This is a genomic window from Exiguobacterium sp. A1_3_1 (assembly GCF_048985645.1).
GTDB classification, from domain to species: domain Bacteria; phylum Bacillota; class Bacilli; order Exiguobacteriales; family Exiguobacteriaceae; genus Exiguobacterium_A; species Exiguobacterium_A indicum.
The window spans coordinates 1-16466 of the sequence record NZ_WBYY01000060.1 but is presented as its reverse complement, the minus strand read 5'-3'; the positions used below and the strand labels follow the sequence as shown (position 1 = coordinate 16466).

Sequence of the window (16466 nt, the reverse complement as noted above, 5' to 3'; positions counted from 1 at the left end):
CTCGTGGGCTCGGAGATGTGTATAAGAGACAGCATCAATACTTCGTTCAATTCCTTGCCGTGAAGGAGTGTAAAGCCTTCCGGATGATCTGCAAGTCCTTGACCTGTCAACACTTCGCCGTTCGCAGCAAGCGCTGTCGGACCTGTTAGTTTGACGAGATGAAGCGAATCGTAAATCTCTTGCGTTTCAGGAACACCGACGAGCGAGAGACCACTGTCGAAGACGAGCGTTGACAGGTTACCCGATTCGACCGCTTTTGTTAGTCCGTGGATGCCACCGCGGATGTAGGACATCGACTGTGCGAATTCTTCAAGTGCATCGCGGAGTTGTTCGAACGATTCACAAACGAAGAGTTCTTTTTGCATGCTCGTCACGTCATGTTTCGTTGCAAGTGCTTTTTCAAGTGAGAATGGATGTTTGACGACCGCGTCCGTTAAGCAGTGGCGACTTTCACCGACGGATGATAAAAGACCTGCCCCGTAGATTTGTGGGTTGTCGATATTACCAATCAGACCGAATTCAACCGTCCACCAGAACAGACGTGAGATTTCGTTCGCTTCCGAAATTCCTTTGACGTGTGTCCGTGTCTCCGCGAGTTCGACTTCAGCTTGCTCGATGTCGGCTGGCGTCGAGAACGGGCTCTCTTTGACAATCGTCAATTTCTTTAGTGCCTTGAACACGTCATGCTCGGCTTTATGATTAAAGGCATGTGCCCCGATCTCACCGAAGCGTCGAACGAATTCCGCGTAGACCGGATTCATCAAGATTGGCGCGTGCCCCGCTGCTTCATGCAAAATATCTGGCGCCGGTGTGTAGAGAATGTTATCGACCTTCCGAATGTCGGTCGCGATCGGCAAGAGTCCGTGCCCTTGGAAATCGAAGAAGGCGACGCCAGGAATGAGACCATCAACAGCGACTGTTCCCCAGCCTCCACGGCTTAGGTTCGCTGTCATTTCACGCACGTCCGGAATCCGTTCCGGGCTGATGCCCGATGCAGCAAGCCCTTCGAGGTATGCCGGATGTGCTGTATCTTGTAACGTATTTAAATTCAGTCGCATGACGTATCTCCAAACGGCATGATCCGTTGGCGTGTAGTCTTCGTAGTGCTGTGGTGCGACGTGTGGACGTAAATGACTTGGAATGATTGGTGTAGACATATGAGTTCCCCCTTGAATGAATGTGAGATAACAAAAAAGCCCCTGCCGAACATATTGTTCGACAGGGGCGACGAAAGCCGCGGTACCACCCTGATTACCCAGTCATCGACTGAGTCACTTATGATTGGGATAACGGTGTGCTCCGCTCGCTTACGCAAGAAGCTCAGAAACTGTAATTCAACACCATCTGTGTACACGTTCGCAGCGCCACGTGCTCTCTGAAACAGGGAGATGGTCTTTACTTCGGTTTCATCATCGCTTAATCTTTCGTTCTGTTATGCTGTTATACTGTTATGCTTTTAGCAAGTAAAGTATCGTTAAGGAGGACTATACGCTTACTTTTTACTTTCGTCAATGGCTTTTTTACGTTTAAATCGATTAAATGTTTTATCACGGACTGATTTTTGTTCGATCGTCAGTGATGTGATATGACGACGAAGCGCACCATTGAGCCGTTTTTCGAATGCTTCAAGCTCTTGGATCCACTCATTCATCGAAACGACGATCGGTAAGATTTCCATGATGACTTCTTCCTCGAGTTCATCGCGGTCAAGGAAAGAGTGCTTAACGAAGGCGATGTTCTCTTTGACGAGATCCTCCATTGCGAGTGGTTCTTCCGTCAATAAGAGATCATATGTCAGCAAGACCTTCTCTTGTCGCTGGGCGATATGCATCAAGTGATAAAACAATTCACTCCGAAGATCGTCCGCAATCGAGTCAAGGGCCTTCTCTCGCTCTCTGAAGCGCTCTGCCGTCGCGACACCACGTTCGAGGCACGATTGCATATGTTTGAGAATCAAGAGGTTCCGTAAGAGCGAGGCGTGCTTCTGACGCGTTCCTCGAATCTCTTCCTTGTGTAGGTTGAACAAGTTTTGTGTCTCAAGGAGCGAATTTGACATTTTATCGATTGCCGCCCGGTATGGGGCGACCTTGCCTTCGAAGGCAATCGCTCGCGTGACGACGAGCAGCTTTTCGAAGAGTTTCGTCGCTTTTTGATAGTAGACATTGCCATAGCGCGGCGGGAAGATCAGCGCATTGATGCCAAGCGCACAGCCGATCCCGAGCATGACGAGCAAGTAACGGATCAGGACGACTTGCCAAAGTGGCTCGGTCGCTGTCGCCACACTTTCGAGAATGACGATGATCATCAAAACGACGTGTGGAATCGTCCGCCCGAAACCAAAGGCTAGCAAAATCGAGATTGCTGCCATGATGACAATTCCGATCGCGAGCGGATTGGCTGGATTATCCCCTAAAATCCAAAGTGCGAGTAACGTCAAAAAGGCACCAATCAAGTTGGCCTCTGCTTCCTCGAGAAATTGTTTCCATGTCTGATAGACCGAAGGCAGGAGTGTCGTCGCTGCCGAGATTGCAGGCAGGATCGGGCTGAGGTTGAACAGATTACTGATCAACAGCGCCAAGATGACCGCAAGACCTGTCTTGATGGTCCGTGGTCCGATTTGTAAGGATTGTCCACCCATGTCCATCCCTCCTTCTTATTCAGTATGCCCTCTATTCTTCACCGTTAGCCGTCAAAATTCAACAAAAAATCCCCTCCGCTTGAAAACGGAGAGGATTTAGGTGAATTATGATGCTTTCGTACCTGTTCCTTCTGTCATTTCCGCTTTCGCGACCGATTGGTCAACAAGCGGTTTTTTGAGGAAGGATAGGATTGCCGCACCGACGAGTGAACCGATGAGGATCGCACCCGCGTAACCGACGATTGCCATGACCGTACCTGATGGACCATCAAGGAGCGGGAAGACGAAGATACCGCCGTGTGGTGCCGGGAGCAAGACGCCGAAGACGATCGTCAACGCACCAGCGATAGCTGAACCGATGACGCTTGACGGAATGACGCGGAGTGGATCGGCTGCTGCGAATGGAATCGCACCTTCTGTGACGAACGATGCCCCCATTGCGTAAGCAGCGATACCTGCTTCACGTTCTTGCGGTGTGAATTTCTTACGTGCGAACAATGTTGATGAAAGTGCAACGATGAGTGGTGGAACCATCCCACCTGCCATGACGGCTGCCATGACTTCCGTGTTACCTGCTGTAAGAGCAGCTGTACCGAAAACGTATGCTGTTTTGTTGATCGGACCACCCATGTCGATTGCCATCATACCTGCGACGAGCATACCGAGGAGGATTGCGTTCCCACCACTGAGTCCGTTCAGTGAATCCGTGAGCCATGTCATGAACTTCGCGATCGGCTCATTGATGACGAGTAACATGATCATCCCTGTGATGAATGAACCAAACAGTGGATAGAGCAAGACTGGTTTAATTCCTTCAAGAGCTGCCGGGAGACCTTTGAAGACTTTAACGAGTAAGAGAACGACGTAACCAGCAAGGAAACCGGCAATCAATCCACCGAGGAAACCAGCGTTACCACTGCTTGCAAGGAACCCAGCGATCAGACCAGGAGCAAGACCTGGTTTATCAGCGATCGACATCGCGATGAATCCGGCGAGAATCGGAATCAAGAGACCAAACGCTGCTTTCCCGATCGTCATCAACTGAGCTGCAAACTCATTGTATGACGGATCTTTCGGGTCAGCGGAGTTGATTCCCCAGAAGAAGCTGATCGCAATCAAGAGACCACCAGCGACGACGAGTGGCAACATCGCGGATACCCCACTCATCAAGTGTTTGTAGAATCCACCACGCGCTGGTTTTGAGCTTTCGCTTGAACCGCTCGCTTTATAGACAGGTGCGTCTTGTTTGACGGCACGGTTGATCAATTCTTGTGGTTTACGAATCCCTTGCGCTACCGGTACTTCAACGACGTGTTTCCCGTTGAAGCGATCCATCTCAACTGCTTTATCCGCAGCGACGATGATGGCTGTCGCATCGTTGATGTCTTGTTGTGTCAAACCGTTCTTGACACCTGTCGATCCGTTCGTTTCGACTTTAATACGAACACCCATCTCCTCCGCTTTTTGACGAAGCGCATCAGCTGCCATATACGTGTGCGCGATTCCTGTTGGACAAGCTGTGACAGCGAGGATGTACGGTGCATTTTGGTCGACATTGTCGCTTGAGACGTCAACTGGACCTTCTTCTTCGCGTTCCTTCGCTTCGATTGCTGCGATGACTTCGTCTTTCGTTTTAGCCGCAAGGATCGTATCGCGGAAGTTCATATCCATCAAATAAACGGATAGTTTCGAAAGTGTTTCAAGGTGCGCATTATCAGCGTTCTCACCCGCTGCGATCATGAAGAACAACCGACTCGGTTGACCGTCGAGTGCTTCGTAGTCAACACCTGTCGAACGACCGAAGGCGATCGCTGGTGTTTTGACTGCTGCTGTTTTTGCGTGTGGAATGGCAATGCCTTCCCCTAAACCTGTCGTACTTTGCGCTTCCCGTACGAGAATCGCTTCTTTATATGCCGAGCGATCGTTCAGTTTTCCTGCCCGATCGAGGACGTTTACGAGTTCGTCGATGACAGCGGCTTTAGATGACGCTTGTAAATCGAGCTGAATCGTATCACGTGTTAAGAGATCAGTAATTTTCATGAGTAGTCACACTCCTTTTAGGATTGAATGAGTTCAACGACGTTGACGTCTTTGATGAGACGATCGATATCTTCCTTCGTACAAAGACCAAAGGAATAAGCAGACGCGCTACCAGTCGTCACCGCATAGCGGAACGCTTCTTCTGATGATTTACCGAGCGCGTGGCTGGCGACGAATCCAGCGACGAGTGAATCTCCAGCACCGACGGAATTGACGAGCTTCCCTGCCGGTGTGTTTGCCGTATAGGCACCTTCACGATTGACAAGCAGTGCTCCGTCTCCTGCAAATGAGATGACGACGTTCTCGGCACCTCGCTCGACGAGCTGTTGGGCGTATGGAACTGCCATCTCCTTCGACGTAATCTCGACGTCGAAAATTTCACCGAGTTCATGGTGATTCGGCTTGATTAAAAATGGACCGAGCGGTAAGACTTCAAGCATCGCTTCCTTCGTCGTATCAACGGCGAAGCGGACGTTCCGTTCATTCAAGATCGTCGCGATATGACGATAGAGATCATGCGGTAGACTGCTTGGGATACTGCCTGCGAAGACGACGATGTCACCGGCTTGCATCGTCTTGAATCGGGATAATAAATGCTCCAGCTCTTCCGGTTGAATCTTCGGTCCCGCTGCATTCAGCTCAGATTCTTGATCGGCACGAATCTTCACGTTGATCCGCGTCTCATCTTGAATCGGTGTGAAGTCCGTTAACACGCCTCGTTTCTCGAGTTCTGTCCGGATGAATTGTCCGGTACTTCCCCCAAGGAATCCGAGTGCTTGTGTTTCTACCTCATAGTTTTTTAGGACGAGAGAGACGTTGATCCCTTTCCCTCCGGCCACTTTTTCCGCCTGTTCGACACGATTGACTTGTCCTGCCTCAAATACCGGTAACGTGACATAATAGTCGATGGATGGGTTGAGTGTCAGTGTATAAATCATTTCGCGTTCACCACCTCTGTGTATTGACTGTATTTCGCTTCTTGCTCACTGGATGTCGTCGTGATGATCGTCGCCGCTTGCAAGGACGCCACCCGACTGAAACTGATCGCATCCAGCTTCGTCTCATCGACGAGTACATACGATTGTTTTGCTAATTCGATCGCTGTCTTCTTTACGAGTGCCTCTTCCGGATCTGGTGTCGTGAAGCCTTGTGCCGGATGAACACCGTTCATCCCAAGGAACGCGACATCAAAATGGTAAATCAACATTCCTTCACGTGCGTTGTAACCGACGAGTGCTTGCGTTGAATGCTTGAGTTGCCCTCCGACGACGAACGTCGGGATACGGTGATAGAGTAACGTGTTCGCTAGAGGAAGACTGTTCGTTACGACCGTAATCGCCTTCTCTTCGAGATACGGAACGATGGCAAGCGTCGTCGTTCCGGCATCGAGATAGACATACATCCCGTCTTCAATCAGGTCGGCAGCCGCTCGCGCGATCCGCTCCTTCTCTTCGACGTGTTGGTCACTCTTCTCGAAATAACTCGGTTCTTCAATTTGCAAATGGTTCGCTGTTGCGCCCCCGTGCACCCGACGCAGATGACCTGCTGTCTCGAGTTGTGATAAATCCCGACGAATCGTGGATTCACTCGCACCGGTTTGTTCGACGATCTTTTGCATCTTGACGACTTCTTCTCGGGCTAAAAGCTCAAGGATGAGTTGATGGCGTTTTTTGGTTAACATAAGGTTTCCCTCCGCATCTTTAATATAAAGCGTTTACATCTAAAAATCAATCAAAAACGTTCAAAATTTATATAAATTCTTTATAAAACGTTCAAAATACGACTTTTTTCGACATCAAACCGTTCTTATAGTTTCATTATACATCAAAAACGGTCATTTTATGACTGTTTTGTTGATTAGAATCAATCATTTTTTAAATTTTTGAAGATTTTCACAAAATAAAAAACCACTTTCCAAAGTAATTCGGAAAGTGGTGAATGAAAATCGGTCATTTCAGTCATCTTCGTTCACTGGACTTCATTTTGCAAGCGACCGATTCCTTCAATCGATACTTCGACGACATCCCCTGTCTGAAGGTAGACCGGTGGTTTCATGCCGTGACCCACACCAGCCGGAGTGCCTGTCGCAATGATGTCCCCTGCTTCAAGCGTCATCCCGCGCGACACTTCAACTAAAATCGTTACGACATCACGCAACATCAAGGCCGTTGATCCCGATTGACGGAGTTCCCCGTTCACACGCGTCTCGACAAGGACGTCACGCGGATCAAAGCTGTCCGCTGAGACGATGACCGGTCCGAACGGACAGAACCCATCGAGTGATTTGCCACGGAAGAACTGGACGTGTTCTTTTTGTAAGTCCCGCGCTGTCACATCATTGACGATACTGTAGCCAAACACGTGATCAAGTGCATTCTCAGGTGTCAGATCACGCCCCGTCGTGCCGATAATGATAGCAAGCTCACCTTCATAATCCAGTTGCTGCGTCAAATTCGCATGCCGCTCAATCGGTTCGAACGGACCAACGATCGATGTCGGTGCTTTCGTGAACAAGACGAATTTCCCCGCTCCCGCCGTATCCATCTCCTTGATGTGATCGGCGTAGTTCTTGCCGACACAGATGACGTTTCGTGCTGGTACATAAGGTGCGAGCTGTCGTACATCCCCTTTAAGTAGTGGCGCGATATCTAAATCAAGGTCAACTTCGAACTCACGTGAAATCACTTCAAACAATGAATCCGTATAGACTTGTGCCGTCACATCATATGTAGAGCCATCCCGTTCAACCCCGATACCTACTTTTCCTTCTTGCTCAAATCGAAACCATTTCATCCTAAATGCCCCCTTTTGTTTCTAGTATAGCGAAACTGAAAGCACGTCGCACTTATCCTCTCCAGCACATGTTCAATCCTCAAATCGTTTTGCTATTATTTTTAGTGATAAAACATAATTCATACATGGTATTCAGTCATTCTTTGACTTTTAGTTCGTTTCAACAGTTGAAGATCATATAGATATCTTATAAATCATATCGGACGAGTAGTAGGTTTGAATGTTAAAACATCATACTCATTTATTCCTGTGATAAGAAGTTAAATTTTTCTATAGGAATATGATGAATATTTATAGGACACTTGTATTTTTCTAATACATTTTGGAGTAAAGGAAAAATGTCATCCAAATTATTTTTATGTTTGAAATTACTAATAACTTCAATATCCAAATTCCATCGACACTCTTCTTTATCCTCTAAAAAACCACCTGCCACGGTACATAATTCATCATACGTTTCTTGAGTAACTTCCTCAGGTGAAATAATGATTGCTTTTATAAAATTATCATATCCAAAGTCGTCTTCCGAGATTCCATCAATATTTTTTAAATAAGGAAAATCGTCAATAGTGCTAGGACGTTGATAGTCAATGAGTATTAGGCAATACATAGGTGGTGTTAAATAACCATCTCTCAAAAAATATGCTTCGACTGTCTTTAAATTGAGTATTCTATTCAAATGGTAATTTTTCATTTAGTGAACCTCGTTTACTTATTAAAGTGAGTTGAATTAAAGTTTTTAACGTTAGTTCATAATAACTTTCTTTTTTAATAGCTTACACCTTATCACATCATACAATTATTGGATACATAGTGCGTATTTGACTCGTCGAGACAATAGAAAGAGGTGGCATTCCCAATGTACCTAGGAATGCCACCCCTTTTATAAAATTCGTTACGCAATCCGCTGAGCTAGTCGATCAACAAGAGCCTGCGACTCTTCGTTCAATCCAACGAGTTCAACTTTTTTGCCAAGTCGTTCGTATTTCAAGACGACGTTTTCGATCGCTTCGATAGCGGAATCATCAAACAAGTGACACGCTGAGAAATCGAGCGTGATGACAGACGATGGATCAGTTTCGAGCTGAAACTGTTCTGCAAATGCTGTCGTCGATGCGAAGAACAACGGTCCACGAATCGTATAACGGACTCGATCTGTTTGCTCCTTGCGCTCGACTTGAATACGAGAAATTTTTGACGCAAATAATAACGCAGCAAGCAAGATTCCGACAAGAACACCCATTGATAAATCGTTCGTCAATACGGTGACGAGAACGGTTGCGAGCATGACAGCAGAATCACTCTTCGGTGACGTCTTGAGCATCTTGAATGATCCCCAGTCAAACGTCGCATACGAGACGAAGAACATGACGCCGACGAGTGCTCCCATCGGAATCGTCATCAATAGATCATTCATCGTAAACATCAACAGCATTAAAAACACACCTGCTGTAAACGTCGACAAGCGACCACGCCCACCCGACGTGACATTGATGACCGATTGACCGATCATTGCACAGCCCGGCATGCCACCGAACATACCTGCGATGATGTTCGCAATTCCTTGTCCGCGTGATTCCATCGCTTTGTTCGACGTCGTATCCGTCATCTCATCGACGATTCGTGCTGTCAGCAACGATTCGATCAACCCAACGAATGCAAGTGACAAAGCATACGGGAAGATGATTTGGAGCGTCTCAAGCGAGAACGGAACATCCGGCAGGAAGAAGCTTGGTAACGCCGCTTCGATTTGCCCCATGTCCCCGATGACTCGTGTATCAAGTGAGAAGACGACCGTCAACACTGTCATGATCGTGATCGCAACGAGTGGTGCCGGGATCGCTTTCGTCACGCGTGGGAATAACAAGATGATGGCGAGTGATGCGGCGACCATTGCGTACATGATCCAGTTCTGTCCTTCGAACTGCGGCAGTTGTGCCGAGAAAATCAAAATCGCTAAAGCATTGACGAATCCGACCATGACGGATCGAGGAATGAACCGTAATAACTTAGCAATTCCTAAAAATCCGAACGCGATTTGTAGAATTCCGGCAAGGATACCGGCAGCTAGTAAATAATCGACACCATGGTCCTTGACGAGCTGGACGACGACGAGTGCCATCGCACCGGTCGCAGCTGAAATCATTCCGGGACGACCGCCGGCAATCGAGATGACGATCGCAATGATGACGGAAGCGTATAAACCGACCATCGGATTAACGCCAGCAATAAGCGAAAACGCGATTGCTTCCGGAACGAGTGCCAAGGCAACGACGATTCCGGACAGCAAATCCGCTTTTGGTTGCAGGAACCACTCTTTTTTCCATTGAGTAAACATATGATGATGAGACCCCTTTTCTAACATGAATGGTCTCAGTTTAATCTGGTCAGTTTCAAAAAGCAACCTTTTTAGGAAGTTTTAGTCCGCACACGGGCAATCTCATCGACCATCGCCTTATATGTTGCCATGATCTCCTGACCCGCAAAGACCGGATCTTCGTCCATCGTCTCGAGTGCCCGGCGTAGAAGATGAATTTTTGGTTTCTTCCGTTCGAGTAGTTCTTCATAGATGAAATCAAGAACCTCTTCATGGGCTTCCTTCGATTCATCGGAAATCGATGACAGGGTAATCAAGCGTTTCATATGCGCACTCGTCTTCTCAAACAAATCCTTCCGAATGACGACTTCATCTTGTGGACGGTCGAGCCAAACGGATAGGAAGCGCGGCGGAATCAACTGTTCTTCCGTCCGACTGACGTCTTCGACGAGATGCGTCAATCGATTGAATACGTAACGGACGACACGTTCCGGTTGTGTGTTCGGTTCGGATTGTCGGAAGAAGTACATCGCATATTGCAACATTCCTGTATAAATGACCGCTAAATCTAGAAGATACGGTTCTTTCGTCTGACCGAATAAATCACGTAATCGTTCAAACGTCCATTCGATCTCGAGAAGACGGTTATTCTCCATGAACGTCTTCAGTTCTTTTTCATTTGAAGCAATCGCCTCTTCGAACAACGTATACAATTTATATTTTTGCATCAGTTCCAAGTAACAGTTACCTTGTTGAATGAACGTCTCATAATCCGAGACATCTCGTCCGACGAGAATTTCCTTGCGCGCTGTCCGCATCTTTTCAAAGACGGTATTGAATACATCGATGAATAATTCATTTTTAGAGGAGAAGTAGTTATAGAACGTTCCTTTGGAAACGTTACTGTGCTCAAGAATGTCCTGGATGGACGTCGATTGATATCCTTTTTCGACGAATAGCTGATAGGCGGCATCTAGAAGTTGTTTCTTTTTTGGATTCATGGTCTTGTCCTTTTCTGTTCAAATGATTGCAATGGTTTAACAATCACTTATTTTAGTGTATGAAGCAAATAATTTGAATTCATTCGACTTAGCCTGGTAAGATAGCCAAGTTAGTCATAGAATTCAAGTCTAACATTTTAGACTCGTAGTACAAAAGGAGCATAACGAAATGCAATCAAGCAAGCAATCATCACGACTTTATTTAATTTTAACTGTCCTTATGGCAGGTGCGTTCGTTGCGGTCCTGAACTCAACGTTACTTAATATCGCCTTACCGTCAATCATGGGATCGTTCGGTATTCAGGCAAGCACCGCCCAGTGGTTGACGACGGGCTATATGCTCGTCAACGGAATCATGATTCCGACGTCAGCCTTCCTTGTCCAGAAGTTTTCGACACGTCAACTGTTCTTGACGGCGATGACGCTGTTCTCACTCGGTACGATCATCGCTGGACAAGCACACGTCTTCCCGCTTCTACTCGGCGCGCGGATGATGCAGGCGTCAGGTTCTGCGATCATGATGCCATTATTAATGAATGTTCTTTTGACCGGTTTCCCGATCGAGAAACGCGGACAAGCAATGGGGATCTTCGGACTTGTCATCACGTTCGCCCCAGCCATCGGCCCCACATTGTCCGGCTGGATTCTTGAACATTATGAGTGGCGGATGCTGTTCCATCTCGTCACTCCGATCGCATTACTCGTGCTCTTCACGGGTGCCTTCTTGTTGAAGAAAGAGACGGTTCGTAGCACACTCAAACTCGATTTATTTTCACTCGTTCTCTCAAGCTTTGGTTTCGGTGGATTGCTGTATGGATTTAGTTCCGCTGGTTCTGCCGGATGGGGGTCTTGGACGGTCATCGGATCGTTGATCATCGGTGTAATCAGTCTGACTTCCTTCATTATACGTCAATTCATGCTCGAAGAACCGATGCTTGAGTTCGGGATTTTCCGTTATCCGATGTTCGCTTTATCGCAAGGAATTTCGATGGTCCTGAACATGTCGATGTTCTCCGCCATGATCTTGATGCCGATCTATATCCAGACGATTCGCGGTATCTCACCGTTCCACTCTGGTCTCTTGATGTTACCGGGGGCAATCGTCATGGCGATCATGTCACCGATCACGGGTCGTCTGTTCGACCGATTCGGCGCCCGGATCCTTGCCATCATCGGCTTATCACTGACGGTCTTGACGACGTTCTCGTTTAGTCAATTAGCGGCGGATACGTCATATGCGTTCCTCGTCATCATGTATACGTTACGTTTCCTTGGAATCTCGATGGTCATGATGCCGGTCATGACGAACGGATTGAACCATATTCCGCAACACTTGACGCCCCATGGTACGGCATTGAACAATACGTTGTCACAAGTATCGGGTGCGATCGGTTCAGGTCTGCTCGTGACGATCATGACGTCGCGGACGAAGCATCACGTCCCGGAATTCGCTTCACAACCTGAAGCCGCTAATCCGGAATGGTTACAGATGCAAGCGATGATCGAAGGGATCAATGATACGTTCTTCATCGCGACGTTACTTGCACTCGCGGCATTGATCTTATCGTTCTTCATCAAAAAACGACGGACGACGACACTCGCAGTCGTCGAATCCGTCGATCAAGAACAAAAATATGCATGATCTGATTCTCCCCTGTCTGATGAGACGGGGGAGTTTTTGTTTTTGTGTAACACTCTTTTTTGCAGTTGCTGTCGATCATAAATTCGTTGATTTGTACTGCCCCGAAAACGTGTCGTTCGGTCGAGTTTCGACAGGATGAACGGACCATCGATGAGTCCGTCTAGTCGCAGTATTAGTGGATGCCACCGTCGACGCTGTAAGATTTCCTCTAGTACATAGCCAGTATATAAAATGACGTCATAATCTGGTCCAAGTTGTTCGAGAAGTTGCACAAGTGCTGCCGCTTGAAGCATCGGCTCGCCGCCGGATAATGTTAAACGACGATTTCCGATCGCCTGAATCCGTTCCACTGTTTCTTTAATCGTCCAATCCACTCCACCTGCCGAATCCCAGGAGGACGGATTATGACAGCCGACACAGTGGTGTGGACAACCGGCAAGAAACAGGACCGTTCGCAAACCGGGTCCATCAACGACAGAATCAGGATGAAGGGAGAGAACGCGTAACATCGTGCTTCACCCGATTCTGCTCTTCAGCCCGTTTTGCCTCATTCCAACGGTCCAGTGTACCGACGAGATATCCTGTGATGCGTCGAATCCGTTCGATTGATCTACTTCCGCAAACCGGACACTGATCCTCGATTGTCTGCTCCGTTCGACAATCAAGACAACGATCGACGGGATGATTGATTGACCCATAGCCGATTCCAGCTTCCGCCATCAAACGAACGATGTCTTCAATCGCTTGTGGATTTCCGGCAAGTGCGCCATCTGTCTCGACATAGGTGATATGTCCACCATTACATAATGCATGAAATGGTGCTTCGAGTTGAATCTTTTCACGGATCGTTACGAGCGCATCGACAGGGATATGAAAGGAATTCGTGTAATACGGCTGATCGGTCACTCCTTTGATTTCACCGAAGTCACTGGCATCACGACGTGTGAACTTACCTGATAACCCTTCAGCTGGAGTTGCCAGTAAACTGAAGTTCAATCCCGTCATCTCGCCATAGTTGTCGATGACCGTTCGCATCGCTTGAATCAAGGCAATACCAATCTGGTGCGCCAGTTCGGAATACCCATGATGATTGCCCGTCAAAACGGTCAAACATTCCGCGAGACCGATGAAGCCGACCGCTAACGTCCCGTGCTTGAGGACCGGCCCCACCTGATCCGTACTTTTTAGCATCTCACCGTCTTTCCAGACATGTTGATATAAAAATGGAAACGCGTCAGCTGTTCGACTTGCCTGGAACTCATAACGCGCAATGAGTTGCCGGCATGCAAGTCTTGTCGTCTCTTGGACGGCTTCGAACATTTGATCGACGGTTTGACTCTGAAGTGCCAAACGGACGAGATTGATGCTCGTAAACGATAAGTTCCCTCGCCCTGTGACGGACGGAATGTCTCCACGATCTTCAAACACACGGGTCCGGCATCCCATGTACGCGACCTCGGCTCCCCCTGGTTGCTCCTGACGGTTGAATGGTGCATCAAGAAACGCAAAGTTCGGAAACAATCGTTTTCCTGTCACGCGGGTGGCAAGTTGAAACAAATCGTAGTTCGGGTCTGTCGATGACAGGTTGACGCCTTGTTTGACTTTAAAGATTTGAATCGGAAAGATCGGTGTCTCCCCTCTTCCTAACCCACGTTCCGTCGCTGTCAGCATGGCGCGCTGGAAGAGCCGACCTGCCTGCGTCGTATTCGTTCCATAATTGACGGATAAAAACGGCACCTGTCCCCCGCCGCGTGAATGCATCGAATTCGTATTATGGATGAACGCTTCGCACGCCTGAAACGTCTTTTCATACGTCTCCTGCCATGCGCGCCGCTCCCGCTTGCGTCGCTTCCAATGCGGCACAAGGGCGTTTAGTTTGGTCCATTCGCGTTGGTAGGTCTTTTCGACGAATGGCGCTACATCATCGTCAAAGGTCGCGAAGGCTTGTCCGCCATGCTGCATGTTTTGATTCGCTTGGACGATGATTGCCGCAAGGGCGAGGGCAGAACGGATGTCTTGCGCTGGTCGGATTGAACCGTGTGTCGTCTGAAATCCGTGCGAGAGTAGCTGACCGAGCGGAATCTGAGCACACGTCGTCGTACCGGTCACGTAATAATCGGCGTCGTGGATATACAAGATGTTGTCGTCAAGCGCCTGCAAGACATCTGCTTCGAGATGTCGTCGCATCATCTGTCGCGCTGCTTCCCCAGCAATCCGCTGTAATTTCGCAAGCGGTGTTTTGCCATCAATGTTTGCATTCTCTTGTTCGATATCTTGCGGTGGTGTGAGTAACGCTTCTAAGCTCTCCATGATTCTTCTTCCTCTCACGCTTTTTTGTAATCACTATAGCGAGAGTACAGAAACGTTCGCAATCCCTGCACAATTTACGATTTTTTCAACTGTTTCAGCCGTTCTGTCATCAATCTGTCCGATTTATCGTTCAAATGTCTGCATCTTACTCGTTTTAGCCAAACGCATGAATTTGGACGAATCTCACACGTGAAACGACAAAAAAGAAGAGGCGCATGATATCGCCTCTTTTTCGTCTCTTCATTCTGCTTCGAGTAACGCGTCTGTCGCACTCGGCAATTTGACCCGGAAGACCGTTCCTTCTCCAAGGATCGATTCGACTTCGATATTGCCATCATGTGCGCGAACGATTTCCTTACAGATCGATAATCCAAGTCCCGTCCCGCCAATCTTTCGGCTGTCTGAGTTGTCGACCCGATAAAACTTACTGAATAGATGCGGCATCGAATGACTCGGAATCCCGATCCCGAAATCACGAACGCTGAGTTCGATCTGATTGTGCTGGTGGGTCATCGTCACGACGACATCCCCGCCGTCCGGTGAGTACTTCACCGCATTATTCAAGAGGTTACCAAGTAGTTGTTTCATGCTGTTCGCATCTGCCTCGACCATGAAGTCCTGTTCATCATTCAAATCAAGCTGCAGACTGTGTTGCTCCGTCGCTGCTTGATAAAACTGAATTTGTTCCTTGACGATTTCTTTCAGGTCAAAGATTTGTTTGTCATACTCTTGCTTTCCTGACTCCATCCGCTGGACGTTCAAGAAGTCACTGACGAGATCGGTCAGACGTTTTGATTCATCGTGAATCGTCTGCAAGTATCGCTTGTTCCGCTCAGGATCCAAATCCCGTTTCAACATTAGCTCCGTAAAGCCATAAATTGAAGAGAGCGGTGTTCGAAGTTCATGAGAGACCGTTGAGACGAGTTCCGACTTCACGCGGTCGACTTCTGTCTCAGCCGTGACGTCACGGAAGACGAGAATCGTTCCTTTTGAATGTCCCCCGTGCGCAATGGCTTCGGCATAGACTTGAATGAAGTATTCACCTTGGTCGATCGACAAGGAGAACATGCCCTCCGGAATCTCACCCGATAAGACTTCTTCAAAGTATGCTTCAAACGCTTCCTTTTGATCCATCTGCTCGAACATCGTTTCCGGTCGGACTTCGAGGAAGGTCATCGAATCGTTGTCTTCTTCGACTTGTAACGACTGGAAGATATCGAATAACGCCTGGTTTCCTAAGATCGTCTTCTCTTCGTGTTTGATGTAGAGAATCGCTTCCCGAACGGAATTCAACAGTTGTGCCGTCTCTTTTCGTTCGTATTCCATCTGTTCGTAAAGTGACATTCGCATCAATGAGATCGCGATTTGTTTCGAGAACGATTCCAGTTCCGCTAGATCCTGCTGGTTGAATGGTGCGTCAAACCGTGCTAGATAGAGACAGGCAATCAATTCTTCTTTTGCCGGATCCATGATCGGAATGACACCTTCATAGACATGATACGGATACTTGATGAGATCGTCGTTCGCGACCTTTTTTGAGGAATGTGCTGTTTCCTTTGAAATCATGACTCGCTTTAGTAGTAACGACTCCGTCTTCAGACTCTCTTGTTGTTCTTCTGTCATTTCTTTTGGAACGACTTGAGCGATTTCATTATTCTTGATCAATAACAGTGCACCGAATTCCGTCTTCGTCAACCGAACGATCGTACTGCTGTCTCTTATACA

The 16466-nt window shown here is 47.9% G+C and carries 13 protein-coding genes and 1 other annotated feature; of the genes, 1 reads left to right on the top strand and 12 read right to left on the bottom strand.

Annotated features, from left to right (window positions below; genetic code table 11):
* The 9 genes from F8N00_RS08300 to F8N00_RS08260 all read right to left on the bottom strand — a co-directional run.
* Positions 1–1157, bottom strand: a 1157-nt coding sequence (locus F8N00_RS08300; RefSeq protein WP_421018022.1) for an aromatic amino acid hydroxylase, incomplete at its 3' end; no start/stop codon positions are given.
* Positions 1158–1217: 60 nt separating this feature from the next.
* Positions 1218–1422 (bottom strand) — a binding site (T-box leader).
* A 70-nt stretch (positions 1423–1492) separates the two neighbouring features.
* Complete coding sequence (locus F8N00_RS08295; RefSeq protein ID WP_023467731.1) at positions 1493–2638, bottom strand: FUSC family protein; 1146 nt, start codon at positions 2636–2638, stop codon at positions 1493–1495.
* A 105-nt stretch (positions 2639–2743) separates the two neighbouring features.
* Positions 2744–4678, bottom strand: a complete 1935-nt coding sequence (locus F8N00_RS08290) for a PTS fructose transporter subunit IIABC (protein ID WP_421018021.1) — start codon at positions 4676–4678, stop codon at positions 2744–2746.
* Between the two features lie 17 nt (positions 4679–4695).
* The gene (gene pfkB / locus F8N00_RS08285; RefSeq protein ID WP_421018020.1) at positions 4696–5616 is read right to left on the bottom strand and encodes a 1-phosphofructokinase; all 921 of its coding nucleotides are present in this window, start codon (positions 5614–5616) and stop codon (positions 4696–4698) included.
* Positions 5613–6359: a DeoR/GlpR family DNA-binding transcription regulator gene (locus F8N00_RS08280; RefSeq protein ID WP_023467728.1), complete on the bottom strand. Its 747-nt coding sequence runs from the start codon at positions 6357–6359 to the stop codon at positions 5613–5615. Before F8N00_RS08280 ends, pfkB begins: the two co-directional genes overlap by 4 nt.
* 287 nt (positions 6360–6646) lie before the next feature.
* On the bottom strand, positions 6647–7471 hold the full coding sequence (locus tag F8N00_RS08275; RefSeq protein ID WP_055967146.1) for a fumarylacetoacetate hydrolase family protein: 825 nt from the start codon (positions 7469–7471) through the stop codon (positions 6647–6649).
* A 241-nt stretch (positions 7472–7712) separates the two neighbouring features.
* Positions 7713–8165 (bottom strand): hypothetical protein, encoded by a 453-nt coding sequence (locus F8N00_RS08270; RefSeq protein WP_055967143.1) that lies wholly within the window; start codon positions 8163–8165, stop codon positions 7713–7715.
* A 201-nt stretch (positions 8166–8366) separates the two neighbouring features.
* Entirely contained in the window at positions 8367–9809 is a 1443-nt protein-coding gene (locus F8N00_RS08265) for a SulP family inorganic anion transporter (RefSeq protein ID WP_055967140.1), read from the bottom strand.
* A 71-nt stretch (positions 9810–9880) separates the two neighbouring features.
* A complete protein-coding gene (locus tag F8N00_RS08260) occupies positions 9881–10789 on the bottom strand; it encodes a TetR/AcrR family transcriptional regulator (RefSeq protein ID WP_035398167.1) in 909 nt (302 codons plus the stop codon).
* A gap of 169 nt (positions 10790–10958) precedes the next feature.
* On the opposite strand from F8N00_RS08260, the gene F8N00_RS08255 reads away from it, so the two are divergent.
* On the top strand, positions 10959–12431 hold the full coding sequence (locus tag F8N00_RS08255; RefSeq protein ID WP_023467723.1) for a DHA2 family efflux MFS transporter permease subunit: 1473 nt from the start codon (positions 10959–10961) through the stop codon (positions 12429–12431).
* On the opposite strand, the gene F8N00_RS08250 is transcribed toward F8N00_RS08255, so the two are convergent.
* The 3 genes from F8N00_RS08250 to F8N00_RS08240 form a co-directional block, all read right to left on the bottom strand.
* Positions 12410–12940 carry a 4Fe-4S single cluster domain-containing protein gene (locus F8N00_RS08250; protein ID WP_421018019.1) on the bottom strand — a complete coding sequence of 177 codons (531 nt, stop codon included), beginning with the start codon at positions 12938–12940 and terminating at the stop codon, positions 12410–12412. The two genes, F8N00_RS08255 and F8N00_RS08250, sit on opposite strands and share 22 nt — an antisense overlap.
* Positions 12912–14741, bottom strand: a complete 1830-nt coding sequence (locus F8N00_RS08245) for an anaerobic ribonucleoside triphosphate reductase (RefSeq protein ID WP_421018018.1) — start codon at positions 14739–14741, stop codon at positions 12912–12914. The genes F8N00_RS08250 and F8N00_RS08245 overlap by 29 nt, the downstream gene beginning before the upstream one ends.
* Positions 14742–14981: 240 nt before the next feature.
* The coding region (locus F8N00_RS08240) for an ATP-binding protein (protein ID WP_421018017.1) at positions 14982–16466 on the bottom strand (1485 nt) is incomplete at its 5' end.